Annotated in this window: 13 protein-coding genes; 10 read left to right on the top strand and 3 right to left on the bottom strand. The window is 72.8% G+C overall.

Annotation, left to right across the window (positions count from 1 at the left end; translation table 11 throughout):
* Positions 1–120: 120 nt before the first annotated feature.
* The 5 genes from DEJ43_RS07190 (at position 121) to DEJ43_RS07170 (ending at position 8,640) form a co-directional block, all read left to right on the top strand.
* Positions 121–4,647 (top strand): P-loop NTPase family protein, encoded by a 4,527-nt coding sequence (locus DEJ43_RS07190; protein ID WP_150253452.1) that lies wholly within the window; start codon positions 121–123, stop codon positions 4,645–4,647.
* A 1-nt stretch (position 4,648) separates the two neighbouring features.
* Positions 4,649–6,379: a hypothetical protein gene (locus tag DEJ43_RS07185; protein ID WP_015032656.1), complete on the top strand. Its 1,731-nt coding sequence runs from the start codon at positions 4,649–4,651 to the stop codon at positions 6,377–6,379.
* A gap of 190 nt (positions 6,380–6,569) precedes the next feature.
* Positions 6,570–7,289, top strand: coding sequence for a 3-oxoacyl-[acyl-carrier-protein] reductase (fabG, locus tag DEJ43_RS07180; protein WP_041662209.1), 720 nt, complete (start codon positions 6,570–6,572; stop codon positions 7,287–7,289).
* 3 nt (positions 7,290–7,292) lie between these two features.
* Positions 7,293–8,069 carry an enoyl-ACP reductase FabI gene (gene fabI / locus DEJ43_RS07175; RefSeq protein ID WP_071891204.1) on the top strand — a complete coding sequence of 259 codons (777 nt, stop codon included), beginning with the start codon at positions 7,293–7,295 and terminating at the stop codon, positions 8,067–8,069.
* Positions 8,070–8,229: 160 nt separating this feature from the next.
* Positions 8,230–8,640 (top strand): hypothetical protein, encoded by a 411-nt coding sequence (locus DEJ43_RS07170; RefSeq protein ID WP_015032653.1) that lies wholly within the window; start codon positions 8,230–8,232, stop codon positions 8,638–8,640.
* Here DEJ43_RS07170 and DEJ43_RS07165 read toward each other — a convergent pair.
* Entirely contained in the window at positions 8,585–9,298 is a 714-nt protein-coding gene (locus tag DEJ43_RS07165) for a FadR/GntR family transcriptional regulator (RefSeq protein WP_015032652.1), read from the bottom strand. The genes DEJ43_RS07170 and DEJ43_RS07165 overlap by 56 nt on opposite strands.
* A gap of 63 nt (positions 9,299–9,361) precedes the next feature.
* On the opposite strand from DEJ43_RS07165, the gene DEJ43_RS07160 reads away from it, so the two are divergent.
* The 4 genes from DEJ43_RS07160 to DEJ43_RS07150 all read left to right on the top strand — a co-directional run bounded on the left by DEJ43_RS07160 (position 9,362) and on the right by DEJ43_RS07150 (position 11,811).
* Positions 9,362–10,762: a CynX/NimT family MFS transporter gene (locus DEJ43_RS07160; protein ID WP_015032651.1), complete on the top strand. Its 1,401-nt coding sequence runs from the start codon at positions 9,362–9,364 to the stop codon at positions 10,760–10,762.
* 17 nt (positions 10,763–10,779) lie between these two features.
* Entirely contained in the window at positions 10,780–10,896 is a 117-nt protein-coding gene (locus DEJ43_RS38510; RefSeq protein WP_015032650.1) for an SGM_5486 family transporter-associated protein, read from the top strand.
* A gap of 157 nt (positions 10,897–11,053) precedes the next feature.
* Positions 11,054–11,257 carry a hypothetical protein gene (locus tag DEJ43_RS07155; protein ID WP_041663706.1) on the top strand — a complete coding sequence of 68 codons (204 nt, stop codon included), beginning with the start codon at positions 11,054–11,056 and terminating at the stop codon, positions 11,255–11,257.
* A gap of 35 nt (positions 11,258–11,292) precedes the next feature.
* Positions 11,293–11,811: a SixA phosphatase family protein gene (locus DEJ43_RS07150; RefSeq protein WP_015032648.1), complete on the top strand. Its 519-nt coding sequence runs from the start codon at positions 11,293–11,295 to the stop codon at positions 11,809–11,811.
* 103 nt (positions 11,812–11,914) lie between these two features.
* Here the strand turns inward: DEJ43_RS07150 and serB are convergent, their stop codons facing one another.
* Positions 11,915–13,132, bottom strand: a complete 1,218-nt coding sequence (gene serB, locus DEJ43_RS07145) for a phosphoserine phosphatase SerB (protein WP_015032647.1) — start codon at positions 13,130–13,132, stop codon at positions 11,915–11,917.
* Positions 13,133–13,353: 221 nt separating this feature from the next.
* On the opposite strand from serB, the gene DEJ43_RS07140 reads away from it, so the two are divergent.
* Entirely contained in the window at positions 13,354–15,972 is a 2,619-nt protein-coding gene (locus DEJ43_RS07140; RefSeq protein WP_015032646.1) for an ABC transporter ATP-binding protein/permease, read from the top strand.
* A gap of 86 nt (positions 15,973–16,058) precedes the next feature.
* Here the strand turns inward: DEJ43_RS07140 and DEJ43_RS07135 are convergent, their stop codons facing one another.
* Entirely contained in the window at positions 16,059–16,835 is a 777-nt protein-coding gene (locus DEJ43_RS07135) for a transglycosylase SLT domain-containing protein (RefSeq protein WP_015032645.1), read from the bottom strand.
* Positions 16,836–16,839: the final 4 nt, after the last annotated feature.

Genomic DNA, 16,839 nt, shown 5'->3' with positions numbered 1-16,839 from the left:
TCCGCCCAGGCCCCGGCGTCCGCCCCCTCCGCGCCCGCGCAGCCCGCCCCGCCCGGGCAGGCCTCCGGGTCGGACCGGGCGGACGCGCCCGCGCAGCCGGCCGGGACCGCCCGGGTCTCCGTGCCCGCTCAGGGTGCCGCGCCCGCCCCCGTACCGGCCCCGGCGCACCCCCAGCCCGCCGTCGAGGAGGAGCCCTGGCCCGTCGGGGTGCCCGCGCCCGACTGGGACCCGTACGCGCCCTGGGACACCGGCAGTGAGCCGCCCGTCGGCCGGCTGCTCAGGGACGGGCGGCTCGCCGAGGCGTACTGGATGACCGTGGCGTCCCGCGAGAGCGACGTCCGGGCGCGGACGCTCGCCTTCGCCACCGCCGCGTTCGGCTGTGTCTCGGACAGCGAGGCCACCCCCGTACAGATGGCGCACGAGTTCGACCCCGCGCTCGCCGCCCAGGACCGCGAGGCGCACCTCGTGGCCCTCGCCGCCGCCCTGCGCACCGGGCTCACCGCCCGCTGGCCGCACGGTCTGATCAGCGGTTTCGTCATGCCGTCCGGGCTCACCGGCCCCTGGCAGCAGCTGCTCACCGTGCTCGTCGCCGCCGTCCGGGACGGCCGCGCCTTCGAGCCCGGCATGCTCCAGGGCAGCGCCGAGGGCCTGGAGGCCGCCACCCGCGAGGAGATCGGCCTGACCGCCCGGCAGCTCCTCGACGACCTGCCGCGCCGCAAGATGAAGTACCAGCGGGCCTCGCAGGTGCTCCAGTACCTCGTCGGCCCCTCGGGCCCGGTGCGCGAGGCGCTGAACGAGGTCATCGAGTGGTCCGCCCAGAGCCCCGCGCAGTACACCGGCACCCCCGGCTTCCGCGCCCTCGGCGAGCAGCTGTGGCGGGCGGAGGACATCGACCGGCTCATCGAGGACACGGACGCCCTGTTCCGTACCTCGAAGCAGGCCAAGGAGCCGATCACCGCGGGGGCGCTGCGCCAGCTGCACACCGCCTGCCGGTCCGTCGGCGAGCTCCTCATGCGCGCCGAGGCCGCCCACGCCGCCGCCCGCCCGCACCAGGGCGTGAGCGAGCGCGGCATCCCCGAACTGGCCTCCGTGCTGCGGCACCTGGCCGAGGAGCCCGCCCCGGCCGGCACCGGAGGCGCGGCCCTCGGGCTGCTGCGCGCGTGGCTCACCGGCGAGCAGGTGCGGTCCGCCGACACGGCCGCCGACCAGCTCCGCGAGAACGGCGGACCCGTCCCGCCCTCCGACGCCCTCCTCCGCCTCCCCGACCTGCCCCGGGACGCCCTGGGCGACCCGGACCTCGCCGACCCCAGGGCGGCCCGCCGGATCGCCGCCCTGCTGACCCCCGCCGACGCCGAGTACGCGCTCGCCCGCTACCTCGACGACGGCGACCTGCACCTCGCCAGGGCGCTGATCGCCGCAGTCGAGAGCGAGCCGGAGGAGTACGGGTGCACCGACCCCGAGTGGGGTGAGACGGCGGCCCGGCGGCTGGCCCAGGGCCACGAGGACTGGCGGCGCGCCGTCGCCGAGCGCCACCGGGCGGCGGCCGGACTGCTCGCGCAGATGCGGACGCTCAACCAGCTCGCCGCCGACGAGGAGCGGGAGTTCGTGGGCCGCCTCCAGGAGTTCGCCGACGGCGAGGAGTCGGGCCGTTACCGCTTCGCCGTGGAGTCGCTGCGCGCCCTGGAGGCGGAACTCGTCACCCTCGTCGAGAACTACACCCGGCAGCTCCGCGAGAACCTCGCCCAGCTGCGCTCCCGCCCCGACCGGCCGCTCTCCGCCGCCGACCACGACCGCATCGCCCGGCTCATCGACGAGGGGGACACGGTCACGGCGCAGGAGTTCCTCGCCCTCGCGACGAGCCACAAGCCGTTGCCGGAGCGCCCCGCCGACGACGGTTCGGAGCTGGTCGCCTTCCTGGCCGGGGTCACCGCGGCCGACGCGCCGAAGGCCGGCGGCGAGGGCATCGACGCCGACTGGTGGGCCAAGCGGTACGGCGACCCCGACGCCTCCCTGACCCCGGCGGCCGGAAACGGCCTGGAGTCCTGGGCGGCCCTCTGCACCCCGCAGGGCAGGCGCGGCGAATGGCAGCAGCACATCCCCCGGGTGCTGCGCCTGCTCGGTCTCGAACTCTCCACCCACCAGGTCACCGCCGAGCGGGTCGCCCTCGGCCAGGGCATGCGCCGCTTCAAGGTGCGCGCCCGCGTCGCCGAACGCGCCGGCTACGTCGCCGCGCTGGGTTCCCGGGCCTCCTCGTACACCGTCCTGCTCATCTGGGAGGAGCAGCCGGCCGACGGGCCGCTGGCCCATCTGGAGGACGCCGACGTCGGCGCCAACATCGTGCTCTACCTGCATCCGCTCGGCATGGAGGGGCGGCGCGGACTCGCCGAGTCCGCCCGCTCGTTCGCCCAGCAGGCGCTGGTCGTCGACTCCGCGGTGATGGGCTGGATGGCGGCCCGCGCCCCCGGTTCGTTCCGCTCGCTCCAGCGCGTGACGCTGCCCTGGGCCGCGTACAACCCGTACACGCCGTTCGTCGCGGGCCTCGTCCCGCCCGAGGTGTTCTACGGCCGCGACGAGGAGATGCGGGAGGTGATGGGCCGCGAGGGCGGCATGTTCCTCTACGGCGGCCGCCAGCTCGGCAAGTCCGCGCTGCTGCGCCGCGTCGCGGAGATCTTCCCCAGCCGCGCCGACGCCCACGTCGCCGTCTACCTGGACCTCCTGAAGGCGGAGATCGGCCACGCGGAGGCCCCCGACCGGATCTGGAGCAGACTGGTCGAGGACCTCAAGCGCAAGGGCGTCTTCGGCAACAAGATGTCGGAGCAGGCCAACCCCGACGTGGTCGTCCGCAACATCCAGTCGTGGCTCGACGAGGACGACACCCGGCGCATCCTGGTCCTCGCCGACGAGGCCGACGCCTTCCTCAACACCGACTCGCGGCGCGCCTACCGGGTGGGCAGCGAGTCGACGTTCCCCAACGTCATGCACTTCCAGCGGCTGATGGAGCAGACCGAACGCCGCTTCAAGATCGTCTTCGCGGGTCTGCACCAGGTCCAGCGCTTCGGACACCTCTCCAACGTCTCCACCGTGCACGGCGGCCCCGACGTCCTCGTCGGCCCGCTCGGCACCCAGGCCGCCGTCCGGCTCGTCACCGAACCGATGGCCGCGCTCGGCTACTTCTTCGAGCGCCCCGAGCTGGTCTGGCGGATCCTCGCCATCACCAACTACCAGGCCAACCTGGTGCAGATCTTCTGCCGCGAACTCGTCCGCGTCCTCCACGACCGCCCGTACACCTGGTCCGGGAACCCGGTCCGGATCACCGAGGACGACGTCCAGAAGGTCGCAGCATCGGAGACCGTACGCCGCCAGATCGCCGAGCGGCTCCGCTTCACCATCAACCTGGAGGACCGCTACCGGGTCCTCGCCCTCGTCATCGCCCTGCGCAGCCTCAAGGACAACTACCGCGGCGACTACTCCGCGAGCGAACTGCTCCAGGAGGCCCGGGAGGCCTGGCCCGAGGGCTTCGAGATGCTCAGCGCCAAGCAGGCGCAGATCTTCCTCACCGAGATGGTCGGCCTCGGCCTGCTCATCCAGCTCGGCGACCGCTCCCGCTTCGCCGTCCGCAGCCCCAACGTCGTCAACATGCTCGGCACCCGCGAGGAGCTCGAACTCGAACTCCGCGAGACCGAGTTCGGCCTGCCGTACGACTACAACCCGCACGCCGCCCGGCGCATCCTCGGCCGCGACGCCCGCCACGTCCAGACCTACAGCCCGCTCACCGAGGAGCAGCTGCACGAGACCGCGCAGTCCGGCGTCAGCCTCATCGGCGCCACGGCGCTCCACCGGCCCGAGCTGGTCCGCCGGGCGGTCGCCGCGTTCGCCGAGAACCGGGGCGTCGACGTCGTCCCGTACACCCACGGCGACGACCTCGCCGCCCTCCTCAAGAGCCGCCGCCGCAAGGCCCATGTGATCATCGCCGACCTCCGCGGCGCCGACACCGACGCGCTGCGCGAGACCGTACGCGCCCTCCTCGTCCACGCCGGACCCGCCGCCGACCGGCTCGTCCGGCAGACCGAGCGGCGCAGCGGCGGCAACGAGAACCGGTCCGTCGTGGTCGTCGCCGACCCGGCCGGCCTCGCCGAACTCGCCGCGGACGACGGGCACGAGGAGCTGTCCGTACGGTGGCTGCGCCCCGAGCGGTGGACCGCGGACGCGCTGCGCGCCTGGTCGGAATGCCCCTTCGTGTCCCGCGAGGACCGCGACCGGCTGGTCGCCGCGACCGGCGGCTGGCCCCGCTGGATGGAGGCCGCCGTGACGGACGTGTCCGTGCACGGCGCGACCCTGGACAACGCCGTGGAGCGGATCCGCACCCTCATCGCCGGCTCCCGCAACATCGCCGAGCACCTGCACCTCTCCGGACTCGACGCCCGGGACCTGGACCTCCTCGCGGCCTGGACGGGCTACGTGGAGGAGGGCCAGGGCGTGCCGCGCGACGACGTGTCCGCGGCGGTCGAGCTCTCCGACGCGGACACCGACGCCTGGCTCCAGCACCTGGGCCGGCTCGGCGTCCTCGACGAGACGCCCGAGGGCTTCGCGGTGGAACCGGTCACCTACCGCGCGGTGCGGTCCCGGGCGGCCGCGGGGGAGAAGTGAGGTGACGCGGACGGAGCCGCGCACGGGGGCGCGGGCCGTGCCTCCCGGCGACCTGCCGGGGGTACGGGCGCAGCTGCGCGGGGTCACCGCCGACCTCGCCGCCGGACGCAACTGCCTCTGGCTGGTCACCGACGCCATGGTGGAGTCGGGGCTCGCGGACGAGCTGTACCGGGGTGCGCTGTTCGGCACTCCGGTACGCGTCGACGTACCGCCCCCGCCGTCCCCACGCGCGCGTGGACCGGAACCGAAGCGCGAACCCGCGACCGGGGAGGGCGCCGGCTGGGCGACCGGGGACGGCGGCGCTCGGGCCGACGGGGACGCCGGCGTTTGGGCCGGCGGTGACGGCGGCGCTTGGGCGGACGGGGAGGGCGACGGCTGGGCGGCCGGGGAGGGCGACGGCTGGGCCGACGGTGACGCCGGCGCTTGGGCCGACGGGGACGACCTGCCGTATCTCGACCTGCCCGATGACGGCTTCGACCTCGACCTCGGCTGGTCCCTCGACGCCCGTGCGCCCCGCGTGCCGGCACCCCGTACGGAACAGCCGGGCCCCCGGCACGACCCGCACGGCCTGCTCGCCCGCCTCGCCAAGGAGCTCTCCGTCGACGCCGACGAGGCCGTCGCGACCCTGGTCGACCCGGGCCGTGGCCGCCGCCCGGTCGTCGGCGTCCGCGCCTGGACCGAACCGGACGACCACGACGGCGGTACGAGCCCCGGCCCAGGCACCGGCCCCGGCACGGGCACGCGCGCGCGGGGCGCCGCCGTCGAGCGGCTCTTCCGGCTGCTCGCCGCCGCCGTCAAGGACGCCGGGCTCCCGCCGGGCGAGCGGCCCCGCCTCCTCGTCGTCGCCCGCCTCCGCGACCTGCCCGAACCGCTCCCGGACGAGCTCCGGCACGGCCTCGGCGACACGGCCGTGCACTGGTGGTGGGGCGCCCTCGGCCGGCTCGACACCGCCACCGCCGTCGCGCCGATCCTCGACCACGGCCCCGACACCTCCGGCCGCGACCGCGACCCGCTCGCCGAGCGGATCCGCCGCGCGGTGCGGTCCGAGACGGTCGTCGAGATCTGCGGCCCCGACCTCGAACTCGCCCGGCTGCTCGCCCTGGAGTGGGACGGCGCGCAGCACACCCTCGGCGCCGCCGTCGGCCGCTGTCTCGCCGCCGCCCCCACCCCCGTCCCCTCCGCGTGCCCGCCGCTGCGGCGGATCGGCGCCCTGCTCAGGCCGGGCGCCGAGCTCCGCCAGGCCTGGGCGGCCGGCGCCGTCGTCTCCTGGGAGGGCAGACTCCGCGCCCACGTCGGCGTCTGGCATCCGGCGGCCCCCGCCGACGGCCCGCAGCCCGCGCCGGACGGGGACGTGCGGGCCCGGCTGACCGCACTGGTCTCCCAGGCGCAGCAGCGGGTCCTCGCCCCGTGGATAGAGGAGGCCCGGCAGCGCCTCGCGGTCCGGGCGCTCGGGCACCTCAACCGCCCGGTGGCGACCCTCGTCGCCGACTACGCCGACCGTCCTCCCGCCTATCTCGGCGGCGATCCGGAACGCGCCTTCCTGGAGCTCCAGGTGGGCGAGCTGCTGCGCGCCCACGTCAGCGGAGCGCTCGCGCTGCCCCCGCGCGACGCGGCCCTGCTCCGGCTCCTGGTCACCACCCGTAACGTGCTCGCGCACCGGTCCGTGCTGTACGACCGGACACTCGACGAGCTCTGCGCCGAACTCTCGCAGGCGGACCTCAGGGCTGCCTAGCGGCGCGGAGGGCCACGTCAGGGACGGCCCGGGGCGGTGCCCGGAAGCGGGCAGCGCCGCCGCCGGCCGTTCCCGAGCTGTAGGGACCCGACAGTGACACCCCGACGCCACTGTCGGAGGTCGATTCCTCATGGCGGCAGCTGTACCGATAGGTTTTCGGATACCAGACCGCTATCGAAAGGGTGATCCGTTGAGCCGCTCGGTTCTCGTCACCGGAGGAAACCGGGGCATCGGCCTCGCCATCGCCCGCGCGTTCGCCGAGGCCGGCGACAAGGTCGCCATCACGTACCGCTCCGGTGAGCCGCCGGCCGCCCTCACGGAATTGGGCTGCCTGGCCGTGAAGTGCGACATCACCGACGGCGAGCAGGTGGAGCAGGCGTACAAGGAGATCGAGGAGAAGCACGGTCCGGTGGAGGTCCTCGTGGCCAACGCCGGCGTGACGAAGGACCAGCTCCTCATGCGCATGTCCGAGGAGGACTTCACGTCCGTCCTCGACACCAACCTCACCGGCACCTTCCGCGTCGTCAAGCGCGCCAACCGGGGGATGCTGCGGGCCAAGAAGGGCCGCGTCGTCCTGATCTCCTCGGTGGTCGGTCTGCTGGGCTCGGCGGGCCAGGCGAACTACGCCGCCTCGAAGGCCGGACTGGTCGGTTTCGCGCGTTCCCTCGCCCGGGAGCTCGGTTCGCGCAACATCACGTTCAACGTCGTCGCGCCCGGTTTCGTCGACACCGACATGACCGCCGTGCTGACCGACGACCAGCGCGCCGGCATCGTGTCCCAGGTGCCGCTGGGCCGCTACGCGCAGCCCGAGGAGATCGCCGCCACGGTGAAGTTCCTCGCCTCGGACGACGCCTCGTACATCACTGGAGCCGTCATCCCGGTTGACGGCGGACTGGGAATGGGTCACTGAACCATGGCTGGAATCCTCGAGGGCAAGAAGATCCTCATCACCGGTGTGCTGATGGAGTCCTCCATCGCCTTCCACGCCGCGAAGCTGGCCCAGGAGCAGGGTGCGGAGATCATCCTCACCGCCTGGCCCCGGCCGACCCTGACCGAGCGCATCGCCAGGAAGCTGCCCCAGCCCGAGAAGGTCAAGGTCCTGGAGCTCGACGTCTCGAACGACGAGCACCTCGCCCGCCTGGAGGGCCAGGTCCGTGAGCACCTGGGCGACCGCCTCGACGGCATCGTCCACTCCATCGGCTTCGCCCCGCAGGACGCGCTCGGCGGCAACTTCCTCAACACGCCGTTCGAGTCCGTGGCGACCGCCATGCACGTCTCCGCCTTCTCGCTGAAGTCGCTGACGATGGCGCTGCTGCCGCTGATGAGCGAGGGCGGCTCGGTCGTCGGCCTCACCTTCGACGCCAAGTTCGCCTGGCCGCAGTACGACTGGATGGGCCCGGCCAAGGCCGCCCTGGAGGCCACCAGCCGCTACATGGCCCGTGACCTGGGCAAGCAGAACATCCGCTGCAACCTGATCTCGGCGGGCCCGCTCGGCTCGATGGCCGCGAAGTCCATCCCGGGCTTCGGCGAGCTGGCCTCCGTGTGGGACAGCCGTTCCCCGCTGGAGTGGGAGCTCTCGGACCCGGAGCCGGCCGGCCGCGGCATCGTCGCGCTGCTCTCGGACTGGTTCCCGAAGACCACGGGCGAGATCATCCACGTCGACGGCGGCCTGCACGCGATCGGGGCCTGACCGCCTTCCACAGCAGCACCGGGGCCGTGTGCCCGCCCGAGCGGCGGACACACGGCCCTCGCCGTTCCGCAACTCCTGCCCGACTCGAAAAGTCGCGCGAATCACCCCAGACTGGGGCAGAGCGTGATGTTCCTGTCGCTGACGGGGAGGAGGTACGGGCATGCGCGCGATACGTCACGGCTTCGGTGCCTTCGCCTCCGTCGCCGTACTGCTCACCGGGATCGCCGTCGCCGCCGAGGTGCGGGCCGCCCCCGCCCCGGCCGAGGAGGTCCCCGTCGCCGGCCCGGCCACCGAGGAGCCGGAGAACTTCGGCGCCTCCTGCCGCACCGAGATCCAGGGCTCCCGCGTCACCGCCCACTGCCAGAACCCGTACCCCCGCACCGACCGGATCCGGCTCCACGTCGAGTGCGAGCGCTGGTGGGACGTCGACTCCGACAGCGCCCCCGTGGACGTCGGACCCGCCGACTACGGCAAGGTCACCGGCCGCTGCTGGAAGGAGGTCCGGTCGGCCTGGATCACCCACCAGCCGGCGGACCAGGCTCCCGAGCCGGCTGTGCCGCGGGGCTCCTGAGGCACATGAAGGGGTAGCCGGCCGCCTCCGCGGCCGCCCGCTCGGCGTCGCCCTCCCGGATCGCGTCCACCAGGCGCGCGTGGTCCATCCAGTTCTCCGGCCGCAGCTCCTGCCCCACGTCACCGCGCAGCCAGTCCCGCAGCAGGTCGCCGAGGTCGGCGTAGAGCTCGGTGAGCACCTCGTTGCCCGAGGCGGCGACGACCGCGTGGTGGAAGGTGGCGTCGGCGGTCACGAACCGCTCCGCGTCACCGGACTCCCACGCCTCCTCGCGCCGGAGCAGCAGGGCGTCCAGCTGCTTCAGGTCCCGTTCGGTGCGCCGCCCGGCGGCGAAGCGCGCGGCGGCGGACTCCAGGGTGGAGCGCAGCTCGGCGACGTGCCGCGGGTCGGAGCCGGCGAAGCGCCGGTGCATGACGCCGGCCAGCTCGCTGGTGGCGATGACGTACGTCCCGGAGCCCTGGCGGATGTCGAGCAGCCCGTTGTGGGCGAGCGCCCGGACCGCCTCGCGCACGGTGTTGCGGGCCACTCCCAGCTGCTCGACCAGTTCGGGTTCGGTCGGGATGCGCGAACCCACCGGCCACTCGCCGGAGGTGATCTGGTTCCGCAGTTCGGCGATCACCTGATCGGAGAGGCCTGCGCGCCGGGGGTGGCCGAGGGCCATGGGGCACCTTCCCATTCGTTCGAGATTGGACAACCAATCATCCCATGATTCTATGATGGCTCCATGCCTGACGAGCCGAAGACCCTCGACCCCGCCGTACGACCGGCCAGGACCAGCGCCCCCGCCGCCACCACGACGCAGCCCGGAGCGGCCGCCACCGCCGGCGATTCTCCCGCACCGGGACCCGCGCGGCGCCTGACCCTCGGCCTCGTCACCGTCGGACTCGTCCTGGCCGCGCTGAACCTCCGCCCGGCCATCACCAGCCTCGGCGCCCTCCTCGAAGAGGTCAGCTCCGACCTCCACATGAGCGGCACCGTCGCCGGCGTCCTCACCTCCGTCCCCCCGCTCTGCTTCGCCGTCTTCGGCATCACGGCCCCGCGCCTCGCCCGCCGCTTCGGCCCCGCCGCCGTCGTCTGCGCGGGCATGGCCGCCATCTTCGCGGGCCTCCTCCTGCGCCCCTTCGCGGGCGGCACCGCCGGCTTCCTCGCCGCCAGCGCCCTCGCCCTGATGGGCATCGCCGTCAGCAACGTCCTGATGCCGGTCATCGTCAAGCGGTACTTCCCCGAGCGCATCGGCAGCATGACCGGCCTGTACTCCATGGCCCTGGCCCTGGGCACCTCCATCGCCGCGGCCGCGACCGTCCCGATGACCGACGCCCTCGGCGGCGACTGGCGCGTCGGCCTCGGCGTCTGGGCGGCCATCGCCGCGCTGGCCGTCCTGCCCTGGATCCCGCTGGTACGCGACCGGGACCGGACGGCGACGACACCGGCCGGCCCCCAGGCCGAGGCCACGGCCACGTCCCGGGCGGCGGCCGGGGCTACGGTCCGCCCGGGCGCGGCCGGGGCCACCGCCGCCGCGGGCACGGGCGCGACCACCGCCGCCGCGCCGCGCATCACCCGCAGCCGCACCGCCTGGGCCCTGGGCGTCTTCTTCGGCCTCCAGGCCACCGGCGCCTACATCACCATGGGCTGGATGCCGCAGATCTTCCGGGACGCCGGCGTCCCCGCCTCCACCGCGGGCGTGCTCCTCGCCGTCACCATGGTCATGGGCGTCCCGCTGGCCTTCGTGATCCCCCGGCTCGCCACCCGGATGAAGAACCAGGGCCCGATCGTCGTCGCGCTCGGACTGTGCGGCCTCACCGGCTACACCGGCCTCTTCCTCGCCCCGTCCGCCGGAGCCTGGGTCTGGGCCGTGCTGCTCGGCATCTCCAACTGCTCCTTCCCGCTCGCCCTCACCATGATCGGCATGCGCTCCCGCACCGGTGCCGGAGTCGTCCGCCTCTCCGCCTTCGCGCAGAGCGTCGGCTACCTGATCTCGATCCCCGGCCCGCTCCTCGTCGGCGTGCTCTACCAGCACAGCGGCGGCTGGGGGCTCCCGATCGTCCTCATGGGCAGCCTCATGATCCCGCAGATGATCGTCGGAACCCTGGCCGGCCGGGACCGGACGGTCGAGGACGAATGCTGAGATGCGAGACTGTGGGCATGCCAGTCCTCGAACCCAATCCCCAGAACGGTCAGAAGAAGCTGCTCATCGTGCTCGGCGCGATGCTCGGCATCTCGGTCGTCATCGCCGTCATCGCCTCGGTCGCCTCCCCGTGAGCCCCCGTCACCCCGGCCCGAGGTAGGGCTGACCCCCCTGTCCCCTAGGGGGCGGGTGTCAGGGTGAAGTGGGTGGATCACCGGATGGGCCGAGCGGTCCGCGATCCCTAGGTTGGAGACAACAGGGAAAGCGGAGCTCTCACCCATGGAGGCGGTCATGACGGCCCGTACGTACACCCGCGTCCGGCCGGGCGCCACCGGCGTCGACACCCGGCTGCCGTGGTGGGCCCTCGTCCTCCCGGCGGCCGCGTTCGTCGCCCTTCTGCTCCTCATGGCCGGGCCCGCCGAGGCCCACGCGCCCTCGGGTGACGCGGGGGCCGGACGGGTCCTGGAGCGCATCCAGCAAACGCTCTCACTCTGAGTCGCCGCGCGTCGTTTCGTGCGAAGCTGAGGACCATGAGCGTCGACACACCCCGCAGGATCGTGCTGCTCCGACACGCGAAGGCGGACTGGAACCAGGAGTCCGACCACGAGCGCCCCCTCGCCGAGCGAGGCCGCAAGGACGCCCCCGTCGCGGGCCGCAGGCTCGCCGAGACCGGTATCGCCTTCGACCTGGCTCTCTGCTCCACCGCCACCAGGACCCGCGAGACCTGGAAGCTGGCCGTGCCGGAACTGCCCCAGCGCCCCAGGACCGTGTACGAGGAGCGGCTGTACGAGGCCTCGCTGGGCGAGCTCATCGCCCTGCTCAACGAGACCTCGGAGGACGTCGCCAACCTCGTCGTCATCGGCCACAACCCCGGCATGCACGCCCTCGCCGACGCCCTCGCGGGCGAGGCCGACGGCGACCTGCCGGCCCGGATGAACCGCAGCGGCTTCCCGACCTCCGCCTTCGCCGTCCTCACGTTCACCGGCACGTGGAAGTCCGTCGAGCACGGCGTCGGACGCCTGGTCGACTTCTGGACCCCGCACGCCTGACCCGTCCGTGTGATCCGTCCCCGCAGCGCGTACGCGAAAGGGCCCGGCCGTCAGCCGACGACCGGGCCCTTCCCCGTACCGGAGCACCGGGCGGACGCACCGCTCAGTGCAGCAGGTCCTCCTCGCCGCCGTCCGCGGCCTCGACCTCCTCGCGGGTGATCCCCAGCAGGTACAGCACGGTGTCGAGGAAGGGCACGTTCACCGCGGTGTGCGCCGCCTCGCGCACCACCGGCTTCGCGTTGAAGGCGACGCCGAGCCCGGCCGCGTTCAGCATGTCCAGGTCGTTCGCCCCGTCACCGATCGCCACCGTCTGCGCCAGCGGCACCCCCGCCTCCGCCGCGAACCGGCGCAGCAGCCGCGCCTTGCCCGCCCGGTCCACGATCTCGCCCGTGACCCGCCCGGTCAGCTTGCCGTCGACGATCTCCAGCGTGTTGGCGGAGGCGAAGTCCAGCCCGAGCCGCTCCTTCAGATCGTCCGTGACCTGCGTGAACCCACCGGAGACGACGCCCACCTGGTAGCCGAGCCGCTTCAGCGTACGGATCAGGGTCCGGGCCCCGGGCGTCATCCGCACCTCGGCGCGGACCTTGTCGACCACCGAGGCGTCGAGCCCGGCGAGCAGCGCCACGCGCGCGTGCAGCGACTGCTCGAAGTCCAGCTCCCCGCGCATCGCGGCCGCCGTCACCTCGGCGACCTTGTCCTCGCAGCCCGCGTGCGCCGCGAAGAGCTCGATCACCTCGTCCTGGATCAGGGTCGAGTCGACGTCCATCACGACGAGCCGCTGGGCCCGCCGGTGCAGGCCTGCGGAGACCACGGCCACGTCCACGCCGACGGAGTGCGCCTCGGTGGCGAGGGCCGTCCGCAGCGGCTCGGTCTCGCAGCCGGAGACGGCGAACTCGACGGCCGTGACCGGATACTTCGCCAGCCGGAAGACCCGGTCGATGTTGCCGCCCGCGCCGGCGATCCTGGCCGCTATGGCCGCCGTCTGCTCGGCCGTGAGCGGGTTGCCGAGCACGGTGACGTGCGAGCGCCCCTCACCGCGGGGACGGTTGTCGCCCGTGCCGGAGATGATCTCGGCCTGCAGCTTCAGCGACTCGGCCCAGCTGTGCACGGTGGCCCGGAGCTCGCCCTGCGTGGCGACGGTCGGCTCCGTGACCAGCGCGCACAGGACGAGCCGGCCGCGGGAGACGACCTGCTCGATGTCCACGACGTCGACGGAGTAGGCGGCGAGGGTGTCGAAGAGTCCCGCGGTGATCCCGGGACGGTCCTTCCCGAAGATCTTGACGAGAAGGGTGGGAACGTCTGAGGTCTGCGATGCGCTCATGGTGCTTCCACCGTATCGGGCACCGTGTGCCACCCGACCCCCCGTCCCGCCCTGCGGACACCCGAGTGGGCGCCCGCGTGCCGCCAGGGGCGTCCTGCGGGACCCTGCGCGGGGTCTTCACGCGGCCCGACTTTCGGAGAGGGGACCGGGCCTGAAATAGTTCCCCAGGATGATTCGCATCCCTGGACTCCCCGCGACGGGGGTACATCGGGGGACAAGTAGTGGGGCATGGAGTGCCAGAACTCGTACTGGAATTGAACGGCAGGACCTGGACGCTCGATCCGTCCAGGTCGTACACCCTGGGCCGCGACCCGCAGGGTGACCTGGTGATCGACGACGCCAGGGTCTCGTGGCGGCACGCCACCATCAGCTGGGGCGGCCGGAGTTGGGTCATCGAGGACCACGGTTCCACCAACGGAACCTTCCTGCTGGGGCAGCGGATCCACCAGGTGGAGATCGGCCCCGGCTCGGCGGTCCACCTCGGCAACGCCACCGACGGCCCGCGGCTGAATCTCGCCGCCGCCGGCGCACCTCAGCAGCAGGCCCCGCACCAGCAGGCCCCGCACCAGCATGCCCCGGCCCACGCCCAGCAGGCCCCTGCCCACCAGGCGTCCGCCGCGGCCCAGGCCGACTGGGCCACGCACCAGGCGCCGCCGCAGCAGAACTGGCAGCAGCAGGCCCCGCCGCAGGTCCCGCACCAGCAGGTCCCGCAGGGCCCTGCCGGCCACCAGGGCCCCGTCGGCCACCCGGGCCAGGGCGGCCCCGTCGAGCAGCTCGCGCAGAAGGTTCCCGCCACCGGCGGAGCCGGGAGTGCCTCCTCGGCCTACGCCGACCGCAGCCCGACCACGTTCCACCAGCTGGCCCTCGGCCACGTCATGCGCATCGGCCGTGCCCTCGAGAACGAACTGGTCGTCTCCGACCTCCAGGTCTCGCGGCACCACGCCGAGTTCCACGCGACGCCCGACGGCCGCTTCGAGATCCGCGACCTCGGCTCGCACAACGGCACGTACGTCAACGGTCAGCCGATCACCAAGGGCGGCACCGCCCTCCTCGGCCCGCAGGACATCGTCGGCGTCGGCCACTCGACCTTCCGGATCGTCGGCGGACAGCTCGAGGAGTTCGTCGACACCGGCTCGGTCTCCTTCTCGGCCCGCCACCTCACGGTCACGGTCGACGGCGGCAAGCAGATCCTCAAGGACGTCTCCTTCGGCGTCCCCGAGAAGTCGCTGATCGGCGTCATCGGCCCGTCCGGTTCCGGAAAGTCCACCCTGCTCAAGGCGCTGACCGGCTACCGCCCGGCCAACGAGGGCGACGTCCTCTACGACAACCGAAGCCTCTACAAGCAGTTCGCCGAGCTGCGCCAGCGCATCGGTCTGGTCCCGCAGGACGACATCCTGCACAAGGAGCTGACCGTCCAGAAGGCGCTGCGCTACGCGGCCAAGCTCCGCTTCCCCGGTGACACCGCCGAGTCCGAGCGCGAGGCCCGCATCGGCGAGGTGCTGCGCGAGCTCAAGCTCGACATCCACAAGGAGAAGAAGGTCACCTCCCTCTCCGGTGGCCAGCGCAAGCGCGTCTCCGTCGCCCTGGAGCTCCTCACCAAGCCGTCGCTGATCTTCCTGGACGAGCCGACCTCCGGCCTCGACCCGGGCATGGACCGCGACGTCATGCAGCTGCTCCGCGGCCTCGCCGACGACGGCCGCACGGTCCTCGTCGTCACCCACTCGGTGGCCGAGCTGGGCCTGTGCGACAAGCTCCTCGTCATGGCCCCCGGCGGCTCGGTGGCGTACTTCGGCCCGCCGGACGAGGCGCTGAACTTCTTCGGCTACTCGACCTGGGCCGACGTCTTCTCCGCCTTCGAGAACTACCGCGACTACGACTGGGCGGGCCGCTGGAAGGGCTCGCAGCACTACCAGCTGTACGCCGCGGACATCGACGCGGTCGCCGCGCAGCCCGTCCAGATGCCGCAGCAGGCGATGTCCAGGCCGCCGAAGCCGCAGGGCTGGGGCTCCCAGCTGTGGACCCTGATCCGCCGCTACGTCTCCGTCATCGCCTCCGACGTGGGCTTCATGGCCCTGATGGTGATCCTGCCGGCCGTCCTCGGCGCGGTGTCCGTGGTCATCCCCGCCGACTTCGGCCTCGGGAAGCCCACGCCCCCGTCCCGGTTCAACGGCGACGCCGGCACGATCATGCTGATCCTCGCGGTCGGCATGTGCTTCAGCGGCGCCGCCAACTCGGTCCGCGAGCTGATCAAGGAACGGGTCATCTACGAGCGGGAGCGCGCCGTCGGCCTGTCCCGCTCCGCGTACCTGATGTCCAAGGTCATCGTCCTCGGCGTGATCACGGCCCTCCAGGGCGTGATCATCTGCGCCATCGGCTTCTCGACCCGCGCGCTGCCCGAGGAGGGCCTGCTGATGCCGCCGGCCGTCGAGCTGTGCATCCAGGTCATCGGTCTCGGCCTGACCTCGATGATGGTCGGCCTGGTCATCTCCGCCCTGGTGAAGACCGCCGAGAAGACCATGCCGCTGCTCGTCATGTTCGCGATCATCCAGGTCGTGTTCACCGGCATCCTCTTCCAGGTGTACGACTCGCCCGGCCTGGAGCAGTTCGCCTGGCTCATGCCCTCCCGCTGGGGCATCGCCGGCGCGGGCGCCACCCTGGACCTGGCTCACCTGATGCCGCCGTGGGACCAGAAGAACCCCGCGAACACCGACCCGCTGTGGGAGCACACGGTCGGCCAGTGGAGCCTCAACCTCGGCATCCAGCTGTTCATGGCGGCCATCTGCTGCGTCGCCGTGGCGCGCCTGCTGCGCCGCCACGAGCCCGAGGTCATGCGCAAGTGACCGGCTGAGCGACCGTACGCCCAAGGGCGGCACCCCGCACGGGGTGCCGCCCTTCGGCGTTGTCCTTCGGTGCTGTCCCGGAAGGCTCAGTAGGCGCTGTTGACGTTGTCGATCGAGCCGTAGCGGTCGGCCGCGTAGTTGGCGGCGGCGACGATGTTGGCGACCGGGTCGTACTGGTCGAACGCGGTGCCGGGCACGTGGTAGGCCTTGAAGGTCGGGTAGATGACCTGGAGCAGACCCTTGGACGGCACGCCGTTGATGGCGTTGATGTCCCAGTTGTTGATGGCCCGCGGGTTGCCGCTGGACTCGCGCATGATGTTCTTGTGCAGGCCGTGGTAGCTGCCCGGGATGTTGTGCTTGTCCATGATGAACAGGGCCTCGCGGATCCAGCCGTCGAGGTTGTTCGCGAAGACCGGGGTGCGGGCGACGGAACGGCTCGCGGCCGTCTTCGCCGCGGCGCGCTTCTTCGCGTCGGCCTTCGCCTTGGCGGCGGCCTTCGCCTTCGCGTCGGCCTTGGCCTTGGCGTCCGCCTTCGCCTTGGCGGCGGCCTTGGCCTTCGCGTCGGCCTTCGCCTTGGCGGCGGCCTTCGCCTTCGCGTCGGCCTCCTGCTTGGCCTTCAGGCCGACGGTGGTGTGCTGCTCGGTGACGCTGGCGGCCAGGGCCTTCGCCTGCGGGCTGTTCGCGTTGTACGACCAGGCCACCTGCTGCGTACCGGCGAGAGCCTGCGGCTCGGTCTCGGTGGAGCCGTTGCCGGGGACCAGGGAGAGGGTGAGCGCGGCGGCGCCCAGGGCGGCGACACCGGCGATCGTGGCCTTGTGGGTCTTCTTCAGACCACGACTGTGGCCAGGGGTGTTCGCAGACATAACG

It is taken from the genome of Streptomyces venezuelae ATCC 10712 (assembly GCF_008639165.1).
Lineage (GTDB): Bacteria > Actinomycetota > Actinomycetes > Streptomycetales > Streptomycetaceae > Streptomyces > Streptomyces venezuelae.
This window is presented reverse-complemented; position numbering and strand designations above follow the sequence as displayed.